Source organism: Microbacterium sp. SORGH_AS_0454, assembly GCF_031453395.1.
In the GTDB taxonomy this organism is placed as follows: Bacteria; Actinomycetota; Actinomycetes; order Actinomycetales; family Microbacteriaceae; genus Microbacterium.
Genome location: NZ_JAVIYS010000001.1, coordinates 764,488 through 778,822, shown reverse-complemented (window position 1 = coordinate 778,822; position 14,335 = coordinate 764,488). Strand labels below are relative to the sequence as shown.

13 protein-coding genes are annotated in these 14,335 nt (G+C 71.9%); 9 read left to right on the top strand and 4 right to left on the bottom strand.

Features of this window, described 5'->3' with window-relative positions:
* Window positions 1-31 precede the first annotated feature (31 nt).
* On the top strand, window positions 32-2,842 hold the full coding sequence (locus QE454_RS03665; RefSeq protein WP_307458044.1) for an FAD-binding and (Fe-S)-binding domain-containing protein: 2,811 nt from the start codon (window positions 32-34) through the stop codon (window positions 2,840-2,842).
* Window positions 2,843-2,879: 37 nt separating this feature from the next.
* Here the strand turns inward: QE454_RS03665 and QE454_RS03660 are convergent, their stop codons facing one another.
* The 3 genes from QE454_RS03660 to QE454_RS03650 all read right to left on the bottom strand — a co-directional run bounded on the left by QE454_RS03660 (window position 2,880) and on the right by QE454_RS03650 (window position 5,248).
* Window positions 2,880-3,980, bottom strand: a complete 1,101-nt coding sequence (locus tag QE454_RS03660; protein ID WP_210072832.1) for an NAD(P)-dependent alcohol dehydrogenase — start codon at window positions 3,978-3,980, stop codon at window positions 2,880-2,882.
* A 153-nt stretch (window positions 3,981-4,133) separates the two neighbouring features.
* Window positions 4,134-4,715 (bottom strand): hypothetical protein, encoded by a 582-nt coding sequence (locus tag QE454_RS03655; protein WP_210072834.1) that lies wholly within the window; start codon window positions 4,713-4,715, stop codon window positions 4,134-4,136.
* Window positions 4,712-5,248 carry an RNA polymerase sigma factor gene (locus QE454_RS03650; RefSeq protein WP_210072836.1) on the bottom strand — a complete coding sequence of 179 codons (537 nt, stop codon included), beginning with the start codon at window positions 5,246-5,248 and terminating at the stop codon, window positions 4,712-4,714. The genes QE454_RS03655 and QE454_RS03650 overlap by 4 nt, the downstream gene beginning before the upstream one ends.
* Window positions 5,249-5,468: 220 nt before the next feature.
* Between QE454_RS03650 and QE454_RS03645 the strand changes: the two genes are divergently transcribed.
* Window positions 5,469-5,996, top strand: a complete 528-nt coding sequence (locus QE454_RS03645) for a hypothetical protein (protein WP_307458048.1) — start codon at window positions 5,469-5,471, stop codon at window positions 5,994-5,996.
* A 77-nt stretch (window positions 5,997-6,073) separates the two neighbouring features.
* Here QE454_RS03645 and QE454_RS03640 read toward each other — a convergent pair whose 3' ends face one another.
* Window positions 6,074-7,288, bottom strand: coding sequence for an HAD-IA family hydrolase (locus QE454_RS03640; protein WP_210072839.1), 1,215 nt, complete (start codon window positions 7,286-7,288; stop codon window positions 6,074-6,076).
* Window positions 7,289-7,389: 101 nt separating this feature from the next.
* Here QE454_RS03640 and QE454_RS03635 point away from each other — a divergent pair, with 101 nt between their 5' ends.
* The 7 genes from QE454_RS03635 (at window position 7,390) to QE454_RS03605 (ending at window position 14,324) form a co-directional block, all read left to right on the top strand.
* Window positions 7,390-8,742: an FGGY family carbohydrate kinase gene (locus QE454_RS03635; protein ID WP_210072841.1), complete on the top strand. Its 1,353-nt coding sequence runs from the start codon at window positions 7,390-7,392 to the stop codon at window positions 8,740-8,742.
* Between the two features lie 49 nt (window positions 8,743-8,791).
* The gene (locus QE454_RS03630; RefSeq protein WP_210072843.1) at window positions 8,792-9,679 is read left to right on the top strand and encodes a hypothetical protein; all 888 of its coding nucleotides are present in this window, start codon (window positions 8,792-8,794) and stop codon (window positions 9,677-9,679) included.
* A 162-nt stretch (window positions 9,680-9,841) separates the two neighbouring features.
* Window positions 9,842-10,813: a LacI family DNA-binding transcriptional regulator gene (locus QE454_RS03625; protein ID WP_307461171.1), complete on the top strand. Its 972-nt coding sequence runs from the start codon at window positions 9,842-9,844 to the stop codon at window positions 10,811-10,813.
* A gap of 445 nt (window positions 10,814-11,258) precedes the next feature.
* Entirely contained in the window at window positions 11,259-11,786 is a 528-nt protein-coding gene (locus QE454_RS03620) for a hypothetical protein (RefSeq protein ID WP_309668522.1), read from the top strand.
* A gap of 23 nt (window positions 11,787-11,809) precedes the next feature.
* Window positions 11,810-12,271 carry a hypothetical protein gene (locus tag QE454_RS03615; protein ID WP_307458051.1) on the top strand — a complete coding sequence of 154 codons (462 nt, stop codon included), beginning with the start codon at window positions 11,810-11,812 and terminating at the stop codon, window positions 12,269-12,271.
* The gene (locus QE454_RS03610) at window positions 12,268-13,191 is read left to right on the top strand and encodes a hypothetical protein (RefSeq protein ID WP_309668521.1); all 924 of its coding nucleotides are present in this window, start codon (window positions 12,268-12,270) and stop codon (window positions 13,189-13,191) included. Before QE454_RS03615 ends, QE454_RS03610 begins: the two co-directional genes overlap by 4 nt.
* Entirely contained in the window at window positions 13,188-14,324 is a 1,137-nt protein-coding gene (locus QE454_RS03605) for an alpha/beta fold hydrolase (protein ID WP_210072855.1), read from the top strand. Before QE454_RS03610 ends, QE454_RS03605 begins: the two co-directional genes overlap by 4 nt.
* Window positions 14,325-14,335: the final 11 nt, after the last annotated feature.

Here is a 14,335-nt window from a genome sequence, read left to right as displayed (position 1 = left end):
TGTCCCTGTCGCACCGTTCGAAGGACGACGCATGACCCTCGCCACCCCCGAGATCGCTCCCGAGATCGCCGCGGCCGTCGCCGACGTCTCGCGCATCCGCACGCGCGCGATCGACCGCGTCGCCTACGCCAACGACGCCTCGCACTATCTGCTGACCCCGGATGCCGTCGTCGTCGCCGCCGACGCGGCGGAGGTCGCCAGGGTGCTGCGCGCAGCCACGGAGTCGGGAACCCCCGTGACCTTCCGCTCCGGCGGCACGAGCCTGTCGGGGCAGTCGTCGGGTTCCGGGCTCCTCGTCGACGTGCGCCAGGGCTTCGGGCGCATCGACGTGCTCGACGGCGGCCGGCGCGTGCGCTCGCAGCCCGGGGCGACCGTGCGTCAGGTCAACGCGCGGCTGCTGCGGCACGGCCACCGTCTCGGTCCCGACCCGGCGAGCGAGGCCGCGTGCACCATCGGCGGAGTCGTCGCGAACAACTCCAGCGGCATGGCGTGCGGAACCGTCGAGAACTCGTACCGCACGCTCGAGGGGCTCGTGCTCGTGCTGGCCTCGGGGACCGTCGTCGACACCGCCGAGCCCGACGCCGACGCCCTGCTGCGCGAGCGTGAGCCGGCTCTCGTCGAGGGCTTGATGCGTCTGCGGGAGCGGGTCGTGAGCAACCCGGCGAGCGTCGCCCTCATCGAGCGGCAGTTCGCGATGAAGAACACCATGGGCTACGCCCTCAACGCCTTCCTCGACTTCGATACGCCCGCGGCGCTGCTCGCGCATCTGGTCGTGGGGTCGGAGGGGACGCTCGCGTTCGTCGCCGAGGCGACCTTCCGCACCGTGCCGATCCGTCCCGCGATCGCCACCACCCTCGCGGTGTTCCCGACTCTCGACGCGGCGACCCGGTCCCTGCCGGCGCTGGTGGCGACGGGCGCGGCGACGTTGGAGCTGATGGATGCCACTTCGCTCCGCGTCGGACAGCGCCTGGCCGGGACGCCCGCCGCCATTCACGGATTCGAGGCGACCACGCAGGCGGCCCTGCTGGTGGAGTACCACGCCGACGATGCTCTCGCGCTGAGGGAGCTCGCCGGCGCGGGCGCGCGCGTGCTCGCCGAGGAGCCCCTGCTCGACGCGGCCGTGTTCTCGAGCGACCCCGTGCAACGCGCCGCCGCCTGGACCTTCCGCAAGGGCCTGTACGCCTCGGTCGCCGGTGCCCGGCCGAGCGGCACGACGGCTCTGCTCGAAGACGTGGTCGTGCCGGTCGAACGTCTCGCCGACACCTGCGAGCTGCTGCAGGAGCTGTTCGCGCGTTTCGGCTATGCCGACAGCGTCATCTTCGGCCACGCCAAGGACGGCAACATCCACTTCATGCTCACCGACCGGTTCGAGGGCGCCAAGGCTCTCGGCCGTTTCGAGGGCTTCACCGACGCGATGGTCGACCTCGTGCTGGAGGCGGGGGGCAACCTCAAGGCCGAGCACGGCACGGGTCGGGCGATGGCCCCCTATGTGCGCCGGCAGTACGGCGACGAGCTGTACGAGGTGATCGTGGGGCTGAAGCGTCTGCTCGATCCGCGCGGCATCCTGAATCCGGGCGTGATCGTCGACGACGACCCCGGCGCGCACATGCGCCACTTGAAGGCGCCGGTGTCGATCGAGCCCGAGGCCGACCGGTGCGTGGAGTGCGGGTACTGCGAGCCGGTGTGCCCGAGCCGATCGCTCACCCTCACGCCGCGCCAGCGCATCGTGGTGCGACGCGCCTCGACCGCGGCCCGCGAGCGCGGTGACGGCGCCCTCGTCGCGGAGCTGGAGAACGACTACGACTACGACGGCGTGCAGACCTGCGCCGTCGACGGGATGTGCCAGACGGCGTGCCCGGTGCTCATCAACACCGGGACGCTTATGAAGCGCTTCCGGCGGGAGGATGCCAATCCCGTGCTCGCCGCCGGATGGTCGGCCGCGGCGGCGGGATGGGGGGCGGTGACGCGGGCGGGGTCTGTCGCCCTCACGGTCGCCGACAAGGTGCCGCTCCCGCTCGTCCGGACGGCGACGGATGCCGCCCGCGCGGTGCTCGGCACCGACACGGTGCCGCGATACGCGGCGGAGCTGCCCGCCGGCGGGTCGTCTCGGCGGTCTCTGGGCGCGCGGGTCGGCGCGGTGGGTGTGGAGCCCGCGGCGGTGTTCCTCCCCGCGTGCGTGGGCAGCATGTTCGGTCCGGCCGAGGGCATCGGCGCGACGGCGGCCTTCGTCCGGCTTCTGGAGCGCGCCGGGGTCGCGGCGGTCGTGCCCGACGGCATCGACGCGTTGTGCTGCGGGACGCCGTGGTCGTCCAAGGGCTATGCGAAGGGCCACGCCACCATGTCGGCCCGCGTGCGTGCCGCCGTCCGCGAGGCCACCCGCGACGGTGCACTGCCGGTCGTGTGCGACGCGTCGAGCTGCACCGAGGGGTTCGCGGCGACGCTGCGCGAGGACGGCATCCGAGTGGTGGATGCCGTGGCCTTCGCCGCCGCCGAGCTGCTGCCCGTGCTGTCGCCGACCCCGGTGGCGGAGCTCCTGGCGCTGCACCCGACGTGCTCCTCGAAGCAACTCGGCATCGACCCCGCCCTCCGCGCGATCGGCGAGGTGGTGGCATCCGAGGTGCGTGTGCCCGATGCGTGGGGCTGCTGTGCCTACGCGGGGGACCGCGGCATGCTGCACCCCGAGTTGACGGAGGCCGCGACCGCCCCCGAGGCGTCGGAGGTCGCCGCGTGGGGCGCGGACGCCTTCGCGTCGTGCAACCGCACCTGCGAGCTGGGCATGACCAAGGCGACAGGGGAGTCGTACGTGCACGTGCTGGAGCTGCTGGAGAAGGCGACGCGGTGAGGGGACGCGCTCGAACGGGCGCGTCCCCTCTCGTCGCTCACTGCGAGGCGGGCAACTCCGCGGCGCTGTCGCGGTCGGCATCCAGGGTGCTGCTGTCGATCACGAAGCGGAAGCGGATGTCGTTGGCGACCATCTCGTCGAAGGCCTCGTTCACCTGCTGCACGGGGATGACCTTCACCTCGGCGGCGATGCCGTGCTCGGCGGCGAAGTCGAGCACTTCCTGCGTCTCGGCGATGCTGCCGATCAGCGAGCCGGCGATCGTGATGCGGTTCATCGAGACGAAGCCGAAGTCGATGCCCTCCTCGTGGATGGGCTCGAGCATGCCGACCGTCACCAGCGCACCGTCGTGGCGGATGAGCGACAGGTAGGGCTTCATGTCGAACGGCGTCGGGATGGTCGACAGGACGAAGTCGATGCTCGAGGCGTGGGCCTCGACGGCATCCTCGTCGGTCATGTCGATCACGTCGTCGGCGCCGAGGGCCCGCACGGCGTCGGCCTTGTCGGGGCTGGTGGTCAGCGCGATCACGCGGTCGGCGCCGCGCGCCTTCGCCAGCTGCACGGCGAGGTGGCCGAGCCCGCCGAGGCCGGCGACGGCGACGACGCTGCCGGGACCGATGTTCCAGTGCGCCAGCGGCGACCACGTCGTGACCCCCGCGCACAGCAGCGGAGCCGCCTGCTCGAGCGGGATGGCATCGGGGATGCGCAGCACGAAGTGCTCGTTGACGACGATCTCGTCGGAGTAGCCGCCGAGGGTGACGTTCCCGGTGTCGGGATCCTGGCCGTTGTACGTGAAGATCGCGGGCGGGTTCTGGTACTGCTCCTCGTCCACGCCGCGCTGGGACTCGTCGCCCCAATAGACGAGGCAGCCGACGCCCACGCGGTCGCCGACGGCGTAACGGGTCACCGCGGAGCCCACCTCGGCGACGGTTCCGGCGATCTCGTGCCCCGGGAGGCAGGGCCAGAGCGTCGCGAGGGCGCCGCCGAACTCGTCGCGCGCCTGGTGCACGTCGGAGTGGCAGACGCCGCAGTAGGCGATGTCGATGCGCACGTCTTCGGGGCCCACCTCGCGGCGGTCGAAGGTGAAGGGCGCCAGGGGGGTGTTCTTGTCAGGGGTGGCGTAGCCGATGTTGCGGGACATGATTTTCCTCAGGTCGGGGCGAGTGCGTCCCCACACGGTAGGAAAAGCCCCTGACGAGAAACGGCCCCTGGTGTTTACGACGGATACCGGTAGCATTGCGGCCGGCCGGGCCCCCCGACGGACGTGAGAGGGCATGCCGCGACGCGACACGGGTCACCTCGTCGTCGGCGAGGGGAATGCCCGGGCGTAGATCTGGCGGAGCGCGTCTGTCGCCGGGCCGCTGTCGCAGTCGGAGATGTACTCATCGGCGGAGGCGATGAGGTACGACTCTCCGGCCACGAACAGACCTGCGCCGTCGGGATTGGCGGGATCGTGCTGCTGGGGAACGGTCAGCGTGCGTCCGGGGGATCCGGCGAACACCCGGGTCACCTCGAGGGTGACGTCGTCGCCGACGACGGTGATCGCGGTGGCCTCGTAGGCGGTGTCGGAGTCGCGCAGGCTCTCGACGCTCGTGGGCGCGCAGGACGCAGAGGTCTCGGAGGGTCCGGGGGCTTGCACGGCGGGCGTGGCGACGAGGCCGGCGATGAGCAGGCCGGCGGCAGCGGTCGCGGCGGCTCCGATGGAGGCTCCGGCGAACAGGCGACGCCGACGCCGGGGGGCCGGTTCGCCGGTGCCGCCGAGACCGTCGCGCTCCGCGGCGGCGACGATGCGCCGGATACGTGCATCATCGAGGGGCTGCTGCCCGCGGCCGGGGTCTGCGTCGCGGAGCAGTGCTCTCAGGTCGTCGTCGTTCATCGGTCTCCTCCTTTCGTGGTGGTGGGTCGGTGGGATCGGTCCATTTCCTGTCTGAGCTTCTTCTTGGCTCGATGCAGGCGGATGGTGGCGGCGTTGACGGAGATGTCGAGGACCGTCGCGATCTCGGGGGGTGCGAGCTCTTCCCATGCCCACAGGCGCAGCACTTCCGCGTCGGTCGTGGAGAGTCGGGCCAGGGCGTTTCGCAGGCAGTCCGCTCGGGGATCTTCTTCGGGCCCGGCATCGACGGCGTCGGCGGGTGGGTCGATGGTCGTGATCTTCTCGACGACGCGCCACTGCCGCCGTGTCGACCGTTCGGCGGTGCGCAGACAATTGCGCGCGGTGACGTACAGCCAGGGCAGGGGCTCATCGGGCACATCGTCGAAGCGCCGCCAGAGGACGAGCATGGTCTCGGAGAAGACGTCTTCGGCGGTCTGCGGCTCGGTGCGTCGTCGCAGAAATCGCAGAACGGCGTCGCCGTGCGTGCGTACGAGCGACTCGTACGCACGAGAGCGGTCCGGAGAGAAAGGCTGCACACCTTCATCATGTCCGGCCGCGGCGGTTTCTTTCACGGCGGACGAAGCGCACCCGCAGGCGCCCTCGGCTCTCGCCGACCGTTCCCAGGAAACCTCCAGGAAGTTTTCTCGCGGATCGTGAAAGACGGATCGCGGTCACGGCCATTCCCTCGGTACAGGCCGCGATCATCACTCGTCCACCAGGGGCGGGGCGCGGCATACCGACCGAAAGGTGCAGCTCATGCGCATTCGAACCCTCACCGCCGTGACCGCGTCGATCCTCGCCGTGGGCCTGATCAGCACCGGTGCCGCCGCCTACGCCGCCGCCCAGGCAACCCCCGCCTCCGATCAGAGCACCTTCATCGACGGCGTCCCCGCCCCGCAGGACGACACCTTCATCGACGGTGTCCCCACCCCGAGCCAGGATGAAGACGTGACCCCCGACAACGAACAGGGCATCGTGCTCGACGGTCAGCCCGCCCCGCTGTTCCTCGCCCCCGCCGACCTCGCCAAGGGCCCCGTGACGCTGGCGCCGGGTCAGTCGCTGATCGTCGTGCTCGACAGCGAGAACGGCGGCAGGTTCACCGGCACCGGCGGCACCGAAGACAACGCCGTGGCCACGTTCGACGCGGCCACCACCGGCGCCACCGACGACGACGCCTCGTTCAACGCCGCGTTCTCCGGCGAGAAGGTCGGCACCACCAAGGGGTGGATCGCCGGCGCCGACGGACAGCGCACCACGTTCGACATCATCGTCGCCGCCTCCTGACAGCGGCTTATCCGAGGGTCGGCGGAGTCATCCGCCGGCCCTCGTCGCTGTCGTAACGGCGGCCTCTTCGCACCGGCTCAGGCCGGCGCCAGTCGCAGCGCCCCGGATGCCGCGACCTCGAGGCGCACGGCATCCAGTCCGTCCACCACGAGGTCGGCACTCAGCTCCTCCTCGGTCGTCGTGCCGGTCAGGGCGAGGACGGCGCACCCTGCCGCGCGGGCGGCGGCGATGCCGGCGGGCGCGTCCTCGACGACGAGGCAGCGCCCCGGGGCGACACCCAGGCGCGTCGCGGCCGTGAGGAACGGCTCGGGGTGAGGCTTGCCGTTCTCGACGTCGTCGACCGTGACGAACACCGCGGGCCGCTCGTAACCGGCGGCTTCCAGTCGGGCGGTGGCGATCGGCACCGACCCCGACGTCACGATCGCCCGGCGCTCGGCGGGCACCGACGCGAAGAACACGGCGGCGCCGCGGACGGGCGCCAGGCCCACGGCATCCGTCACCTCCAGCTCGGTGACGTGGGCGAGCGCCTCGGTGTGGCGGTCGGCGGGCAGCAACAGGCCGACGAGCGTGCGCGCGGGCTGGCCGTGATTGGCGTGCAGGGCCTTCATGGACACACCGAAGTGTTCGGCGAAACGGCGCCATGACCGCACCACGGATGCCGTGGAGTCCACCAGCGTGCCGTCGAGGTCGAAGAGCACGGCGTCGAACTCGCGCGTGAAGATCTCGGCGCCCGCATCGATCTGCCGCCGGATCCCCAGCGACGGCAGGATGCGGGCCAGCTGCTGCGCCGTCGACAGCTCGGCATCGACGGCGGTGACCGGGATCGAGGGGGCCACGGGGGCGGTGTCGGGGCGGTGCGCGTCGCGAGAGGCCCCGCGCGAGGAGCGACGGGATGCCAGCACGGCGGGGTCTCCGTCGACGTGCACGACGTGGGGATCGGCGGGGGCGAGGGCGGCGACCAGCGCGTCCCACTCGGTGCCGCCCGAAAGCTCCGCGGTGAAGGGGGCGACGACCACCACGCGGCCGGCCGTGGCCAGGGCGTCGGCGGCGGTGGCCCGGAGGGCGGCGTAGCGCCCGGCGCGGATCGCGGGGGCGTGCGGCGAGGTGAGCCAGTGCGCGCCCAGCACCTCTTCGGGCAGCGCGTCGAGCAGCGGCGTGGTCACGCTGTCGAGGTCGACGAGCGGCGCGCGCAGGGTCTCGGCGATCGCCCGCCCGAGCGTGCTCTTGCCGCTGCCGGCGGTTCCGGCGACGACGACGGCGAGCGGATCGGGTATTTGACACGGCGACGGCATACCCCCACCATAGACGTAGCAAGTCACCGGTGTCATGCTTGAAATTCCGGGACTCGGAGAAGTTCCGGAAAGGACGGCCGCTCATGCGAGACACCGGTGACATGGTTTCGAGGTCGGCGCGCCTGCACGGCGGACTCGACCTCGGCAGCACCGCGATCAAGATGCTCGTCATCGCCGACGACGGCAGTGAGATCGCCGGCGCCCAGGTGCCCACGCCGTGGCGCGTCGGCGAGGGCGGGACCACCGACATCGTCGCGGACGACCTGCTCGGCGCGATCCGGACGCTGATCGGTCTGATCGATGCGCAACTCGCTCCGCTCGCCTCCGCCCCGCTCGCCTCGCTCGCCGTCGCGGGCATGGGCGAGACCGGCATCCTCATCGACGCCGAAGGCCGGGCCGTCGCACCCGGCTTCGCGTGGTTCGACCCGCGCGGGCTCGCGCAGATCGCCGCATTCCCCTCCGTGGTGCGCGAGGAGTTCGCGGGGCGGACGGGTCTGCCGCTCGGTGCCCAGGTGAGCGTCGCCAAGCTCGCGTGGGTGCGCGATCAGGGCACCGACCTCACGGGCCTGCGGTGGCTCGACCTTCCGGAGTTCGTCGTCGCGGCACTCGGGGGCGACACCGCCCTCGAGCTCTCGCTCGCCTCGCGCACCGGCCTCATCGACCAGGACTCCGGCGCCGCCTGGCCCGCGATGCTCGACGCGCTGGGCGTCACCGCCGACCTCCTGCCGCCGCTGCGCGGGGGCGGACTGCCCTGGGGCACGGCATCCGGTGCCTACGGCTCCCGTGTCGCCGGGGCCGCCCTCACGGTCGCCGGCCACGACCACCTCGTCGCCGCGCAAGCCAACGGGACCCTGGATGCCGACGGCTACCACGTCTCGCTCGGCACCGCCGAGGTGCTGCTGCGGGTGCTCGACGCGCCCCTGGGCTTCGCGGCGCGTCAGCGCCTGGCGGACGCACTCATCAACGAGGTGCGCCACGTCGTGCCCGGTCAGCACGTGCTCGTCGCGGGGGTGAAGACCGGACTGCTGCTGCGGCGGGTCCTGCACGCCGCCGGCATCAGCGACCGCGCCGGCCGGGATGCCCTCGACGCCGCGGTCATGGCATTGCCCCTCGAGGGGGAGCTGCCCGCGGGGGCCGTCGAGGTCACCGGCGCCCGAAACGACGACGGCGTGCTGCGCCTGACCCTCCACGCCGAGGCATCACCCGCCGAGATCTTCCAGGCGGCGCTGCGTCACAGCAACGACGAGGTCGCCCAGCTCATCGCCGCGATGGACCGCGAAGTCGCTCCTGCCACCCACTCCACCCTGACCGGCGGTTGGGCGGGGATGGCTTCGGTCCGCCGCGCCCGCGCCGAGGTGCTGCCGAAACCGTCCCTGTCCACCCGCGAGCAGGACGTCGCGTGGGGAGCCGCCGACATGGCGCGGCGCCTCGTCTCGGCATCCGTCCCCTCCTGAACAGACCCCCGCGCGGACCCGCGCGCGAAGACCCCAGAGAAGAGAGATCATGAACGAACTCACCACGCTCGAGCGCCGTGCGCTCCAGTCGATCAGCACCGCCGACGGTCACATGCTCATCGTCGCCGCCGACCAGCGCAACGGCATGAAGGCCGCCATCAAGGACGCCCCGAACGGCTCCGAAGCGATCACGCGCGAGGAGCTCGCCGAGGTGAAGGCCGACCTCGTACGCCACCTCGCCAACCACGCCCCCGCGATCCTGCTCGACCCCGAGGTCGCCCTGCCCCAGATCGTCGACGACGGCGTTCTCGACCGCGAGACCGGCCTCGTCGTCGGCCTCGACGCCTCGGGATTCGAGACCGTGGACGCGCTGAAGTACACGCGCTTCGTGCCGGGTGTGACGCCCCGCACCGTCCGTGACATGGGCGGCACCGTGGCGAAGATGCTCTACTACACGCGCCCCGACAAGCAGGATGCCGACTCCCGCGTCGCGCAGGAGATCCGCGACCTGGTCGCCGCGTGCGAGGCCGAGGGGCTGCTGCTCATCGTCGAGCTGCTGACCTACCAGCTCGAGGGCGAGAGCGACGAGGAGTACCGCGCGAAGTTCGCCGACCTCGTCGTCGACGGCGCCGCGCTCGCCGTCGCCTGCGGCGCGAAGATCCTCAAGCTGCAGTACCCCGGCTCGGCCGAAGCCAGTGCCCGCGTGACCGAGGTCGCCCAGGGGGTGCCGTGGGCGGTGCTGTCGGCCGGCGTCGATCACGAGACCTTCATCGAGCAGGTGCGCACCGCCGTCGCGAACGGCGCCTCGGGTGCGATGGCCGGCCGGTCGCTGTGGAAGGACAGCCTCTCGATCGACGCCGACCGTCGCGAGGAGCTGCTCACCGGTCGTGCCCTGCCGCGCCTGCGCGAGCTCGCCGACGCGGTCGACGGCCGCTGACGTGACCACGCCCGCCCGGGACGCGGCGAGCTGCCCGCGGGTGCACGCGGGGGAGCGTCGTCGCGGGCCCGGGCGGGCGGGTTCGACCCGCCGCCGGATAGGGTGGCCTGTCGGAGCAGCCCCCCGTCCGAACCCCTATCCCGGAGGTGCCTCGTGACCACCATGCGCGATGTCGCCCTGCGCGCCGGGGTGAGCACCAAGACCGTGTCGCGCGTCTTCAATGACGACCCCCACGTGCTGCCCGACACCCGCGCCCTCGTCGAGGCCGCGATGCGCGAGCTCAACTATGTGCCCAACGCCCTCGCGACGACCTTCCGCGCGGGGCGCGCCTCGGTCATCGGGGTGGCCGTTCCCGATGTCGTCGACCCGTTCTTCGCCGCGATCGCGCGCTCCGTCGAGGACACCGCGCGACGCCGGGGGCTTTCGACCCTCGTGACCAGCCTCGGCGAAGACCCGGCCGACGAGCGGCCCGCGCTCGAGTCCCTCCTCGGCCGTCAGCTCACGGGCCTCGTCATCGCGCCGGTCGGCACCGACCACTCCTGGCTCGAGCGCTGGCGCGGCCACACCCCGATCGTGTTCGTCGACCGCGCCCCGGTGGGCCTTCACACCGACACCTTCACCGAGAACGACGAAGCCGGCGCACACGTGGCCACGGCCCATCTGCTCTCGCACGGTCACCGCCGCATCGCCTACGTCGGCGACATGGTGCACCTCTCGACCGAGACCAAGCGCGTCGAGGGCTGGCGTCGAGCGCTGCGCGAAGCCGGGGTCGACGTCGATGAGCAGCTCATCGCCTCGCAGGTGTCGGACCGCGAGTCCGCGGCATCCGCCCTCGAACGCCTGCGCGCGCTCTCGGACCCGCCCACCGCCGTCTTCTCCGCGAACGCCCGCTCGTCGATGGCCCTCGTGCACGTGCTGCGCGGGCAGGCGATGCCGTTCGTCGGCTTCGGCGATTTCCCGATGGCCGACACCCTGACCCCCTCGGTCACGGTGGTGGACCAGGATCCGCGCCGTATCGGTGCGCTGGCGGCCGAGCGCGTCTTCGCGCGCCTCCAGCCCGACGCCGGTCTCGGCCTCGATGAGCTGACGGTGATCGACGTGTCGCTCATCGAACGAGAGTCCTGCGCGCTGTGAGGCGCTCCCGCGACTCAGAGGTGCGGTGACCGCCACCCGGACGGTCTCGGAGACGACACCTCTCGGCGACTCTCGCGGGGCCTCGCCCGGCCGGACGACGCTCTGCCCCGAACCGGGGAGCGAACGGGCGCGGCACCCCCCAATGGTGCCGCGCCCGTCGCCGACGGATCGGAAAGCCTCTTCCGACCTCTCGCACGCGAGGGTTTCCCCCACGGACGCCTCGCGTGCGGTCCTCATCCATACAAGCACAGGGCTTCGTAAATAGCACCCGGACCCGGGCCGTAAATACGATCATCCGGTGGCGGTCGAGGGCGTCTACGATCGAAACGTGGGTCGCGGCGCCGTCGGACCACCCTCGCGGTACTCCCGCCGAGTGGTGGCGAATGTGGACCGCCTGCGTCGGGCGAAAGGCCTGACGGTGGGTGAGTTGATCAGTCGCGCCGGAATGACGAAGAGCTACTACCAGTCGCGCGCCGGCTTCTCGCTGCCCTACAACACCAACGACATCGAAGCGCTCGCCGCCGCCCTCGGAGTGTCCCCCGAAGAGGTCGCGAACCCCGAGTCGGCTCCGCGGGTCGAGATGCGGGTTCCTGCGGGCCCGCTCGCCGCGCGAGTCCGCCGGCTCGTCGCCAGCCAGGCGGCCCGCGAGAGCGATCTCGTCGATCACCTCGACGAGATCGATCCCGCGTCGGCCGAGAGCGCCCGTGCCCTGCTGGCCGCGGCCACCAACACGGTCGTGCTCGACGAGGAGGTGCTTCGCCTCATCACGCAGTGGGCCGACGTCCCCACCGAGTACCTCACCGACTACACCGACGACGCCGTCACCGACCGTACCGATGCCGAGCTCGAGCTGCGCGACGCCATGCGCGAAGCCGGAGCCAGCAGCATCCAGTTCCGCGCCCTGGGCGAGATGTCGCCCGACGCCCTCCGCGCGATCGCCCACTCCCTGCGCGGGAGGCCGCCCGCGACATGATCGGCCGTAAGGGGGGGACGGAGATGACGGAGACGGACAAGACGCTCGATCGCGTGCACGCGCGCGTGGAGCACGCGCTTCAGCGCGCCGGCCTGACCCCCGGAATGACCTTCGACGAGGTCGTCCACGCGGTGGAGCGGGCACTGGAGATCCGCCTGCGCGTCGTGCGAGAGGTCGACACCACGGGGTGGGGGACGCTGACCGGCTTCCTCACCTATTTCGCCGACCGGCGCGAGGGCAGCATCCACGTTCGAGCCTCGGATGCCGTGATCTACAGCCAGTTCGCCGCCTCCCACGAACTGGGGCACCTGCTCGACGACGCGCACTGCTCGGGAGCCCTGCACGAGCGCTCGTCGGTCTCGCCTCACGACAACCCGCGACTGACCACGCCCGAGTACGAGGCGGAGCTGGTCGCCGAGCACGTCGCGCACCGCATTGCCCGTCTGCTGTACGCCTCGCCGAGGGTGGCCGAGTCGTCGTGGTGACCGTGATGCTCATCGACGCGGCGCTCGCAGGCCTGCTGCTCGTGGTCGTGCTGCGGGCGCGGGTCGCCTGGCGTCAGCCCCGAGCGCGCATCGCCTGGCTTGCCGCACTCGTCGGCTCGATCGCCCTGCTCACCCAGGGCACGATCATCCCGCTCGGCCTTCTCGACGGCCTGCTCGGTGGCACGAACGTCCTCAAGCTCGTGCAGAACGTGCTCACGATGATGGCGCTGTGGCTCGGCATCCAGGCCGGAACCGCTCCGGTGACGGCGCGCATCCGCACGCTGCGGTGGGGGTTCCCCGGGTTGCTCGCCGCCCTCTTCGCCGTCGTCTTCTTCGTCGCGATGCCCGAGCGCGGGACGTCCTCGTTCCGCTTCCTCGAGGACTTGGCGGAGACCTCCACCGGGGCCTGGGCGTACGGGGTGCTGCACATGGCGGGCATCGCCCTCGTCGGCCTGCTGCTGTTGCGCTCGGCCCGCGGGTCGCTGCCGAGAACGCGCGTGTTCTTCCGCGTCGGGGCCGTCGGGATCGTGCTCGGGTGTCTGAGCGAGATCCTCGATCTCACGCTGACGCGTTTCTTCGAGCCCGACGCCGTGGTCAGCGCACTGTTCGACCCCCTGTTCTACCTCGGCGTCGTGTCGTTCGTGGTGGGTATCTTCGTGGCATCCCGCACGACGACGAAGATCCGTCGACGGGGCGAGGACCTGCTCGCGCGGCTCGAGCCGATCGCGCGCGAACGCGGTGTGCACTCGTTCCCGGGGCTCCCCGCGGACGCCGTCACCGACACGCGCCTGCACGCCCTGCGTGTCGCCGTCGAGGACGACGCGATCGCCACCTCGACGCCGCTCGCCCCCGCGCAGCGCGCCCTGCTCGACGACATCGACGCCCACCTAACCCGCCGAACCACCGGAGCCCGTTCATGATCCGTTCCCTCGCCGTCGGAACCGGCGTCGCCGCCGCGACCGTCGCCGTCGCCCACACGGCCCTCGCCGGCTACGTCGCCCGCCGCCTCATCGCGCCCAAGGCGCCGAAGGTCTACGCCCCGATCACGCTCGCGGGCGACACCGTCACCGTGCCCGCCACGCCGGAGAGCCGCGAGCCGGGAACCTACGGTCTGTGGCTCGACGACGGCCGGCACGTCGTCGTGGGCGAGCCGCTCCGCATCGAGAGGGACCGTGTCATGCGTGCGCTCGCGTCGCGGCCGGACGGTCTCGAAGACGGGGATGCCGTCGCCACCTGGACCTCGCAGAGCATCGGCGCCCCCGAAGAGGTCGGCCCCACCCGCCATGTCTCGGTGCCCCTGCGCCGCGGCGGTGTCGCGGAGGCCTGGGAGATCGGCGACCGCGAGAGCACGGACGGCCGATGGACGATCCATGTGCACGGCCTGCGCTCGAGCCGCAACGGCGCTCTGCGCTCCGCCCCGGCGGCCGTGGAGGCGGGCTGGATGTCGCTCGTCGTGTCGTACGCCGGCGACGAGGAGTGCGCCCCCGCGGACTCCCTCCCCTCGACGCTCGGCACGCGCGAGTGGCGCGATGTCGACGATGCGATCTCTTACGCGATCGAGCAGGGAGCGCGGGAGATCGTGCTGGTCGCGTGGTCGATGGGCGGGACGATCGCGATGCTCGCGCTCGAGCAGTCGGCGCACCGCGACCGGGTCACGGCCCTCGTGCTCGTCGCCCCCGCCCTCGACTGGACGCGCGTCGTCGAGAACGCCGTCGCGGGTGCTCGCCTCCCGCGCTCGGTCGCCGGCGCGTCGATGCGCATCCTCGGCAGCAGCCTCGGCGCGAAGGCGCTGGGACTGATCGAAGCGGTGGACGCTCCGGCGCTCAACTGGGTCGACGGGCCGCGTCCGGCACCCCGGGTGCCCACGCTGATCCTGCACAGCCTCCGCGACCCGGTGGTGCCGGTGAGCGGGTCGCTCGCCTACGTGAAACGGCATCCGGGTGCCGAGCTCGTCGCGTTCGACGCGACCGGTCACTGCAACGAGGCGAATCAGGACCCCGCGCGCTTCCACGACGCGATCGCCGGATTCCTGCGGGGCCTCACCCGCGACTGAGGGGCGGGACC

What these genes read in the sequence shown, in the direction of transcription:
- QE454_RS03645 (WP_307458048.1), top strand. Translation starts at nt 5,469, where the DNA reads ATGCGCATTCGAACCCTCACCGCCGTGACCGCGTCGATCCTCGCCGTG.
- QE454_RS03665 (WP_307458044.1), top strand. Translation starts at nt 32, where the DNA reads ATGACCCTCGCCACCCCCGAGATCGCTCCCGAGATCGCCGCGGCCGTC.
- QE454_RS03625 (WP_307461171.1), top strand. Translation starts at nt 9,842, where the DNA reads ATGCGCGATGTCGCCCTGCGCGCCGGGGTGAGCACCAAGACCGTGTCG.
- QE454_RS03655 (WP_210072834.1), bottom strand. Translation starts at nt 4,715, where the DNA reads ATGAACGACGACGACCTGAGAGCACTGCTCCGCGACGCAGACCCCGGC.
- QE454_RS03640 (WP_210072839.1), bottom strand. Translation starts at nt 7,288, where the DNA reads ATGCCGTCGCCGTGTCAAATACCCGATCCGCTCGCCGTCGTCGTCGCC.
- QE454_RS03620 (WP_309668522.1), top strand. Translation starts at nt 11,259, where the DNA reads ATGACGAAGAGCTACTACCAGTCGCGCGCCGGCTTCTCGCTGCCCTAC.
- QE454_RS03660 (WP_210072832.1), bottom strand. Translation starts at nt 3,980, where the DNA reads ATGTCCCGCAACATCGGCTACGCCACCCCTGACAAGAACACCCCCCTG.
- QE454_RS03605 (WP_210072855.1), top strand. Translation starts at nt 13,188, where the DNA reads ATGATCCGTTCCCTCGCCGTCGGAACCGGCGTCGCCGCCGCGACCGTC.
- QE454_RS03615 (WP_307458051.1), top strand. Translation starts at nt 11,810, where the DNA reads ATGACGGAGACGGACAAGACGCTCGATCGCGTGCACGCGCGCGTGGAG.
- QE454_RS03630 (WP_210072843.1), top strand. Translation starts at nt 8,792, where the DNA reads ATGAACGAACTCACCACGCTCGAGCGCCGTGCGCTCCAGTCGATCAGC.
- QE454_RS03635 (WP_210072841.1), top strand. Translation starts at nt 7,390, where the DNA reads ATGGTTTCGAGGTCGGCGCGCCTGCACGGCGGACTCGACCTCGGCAGC.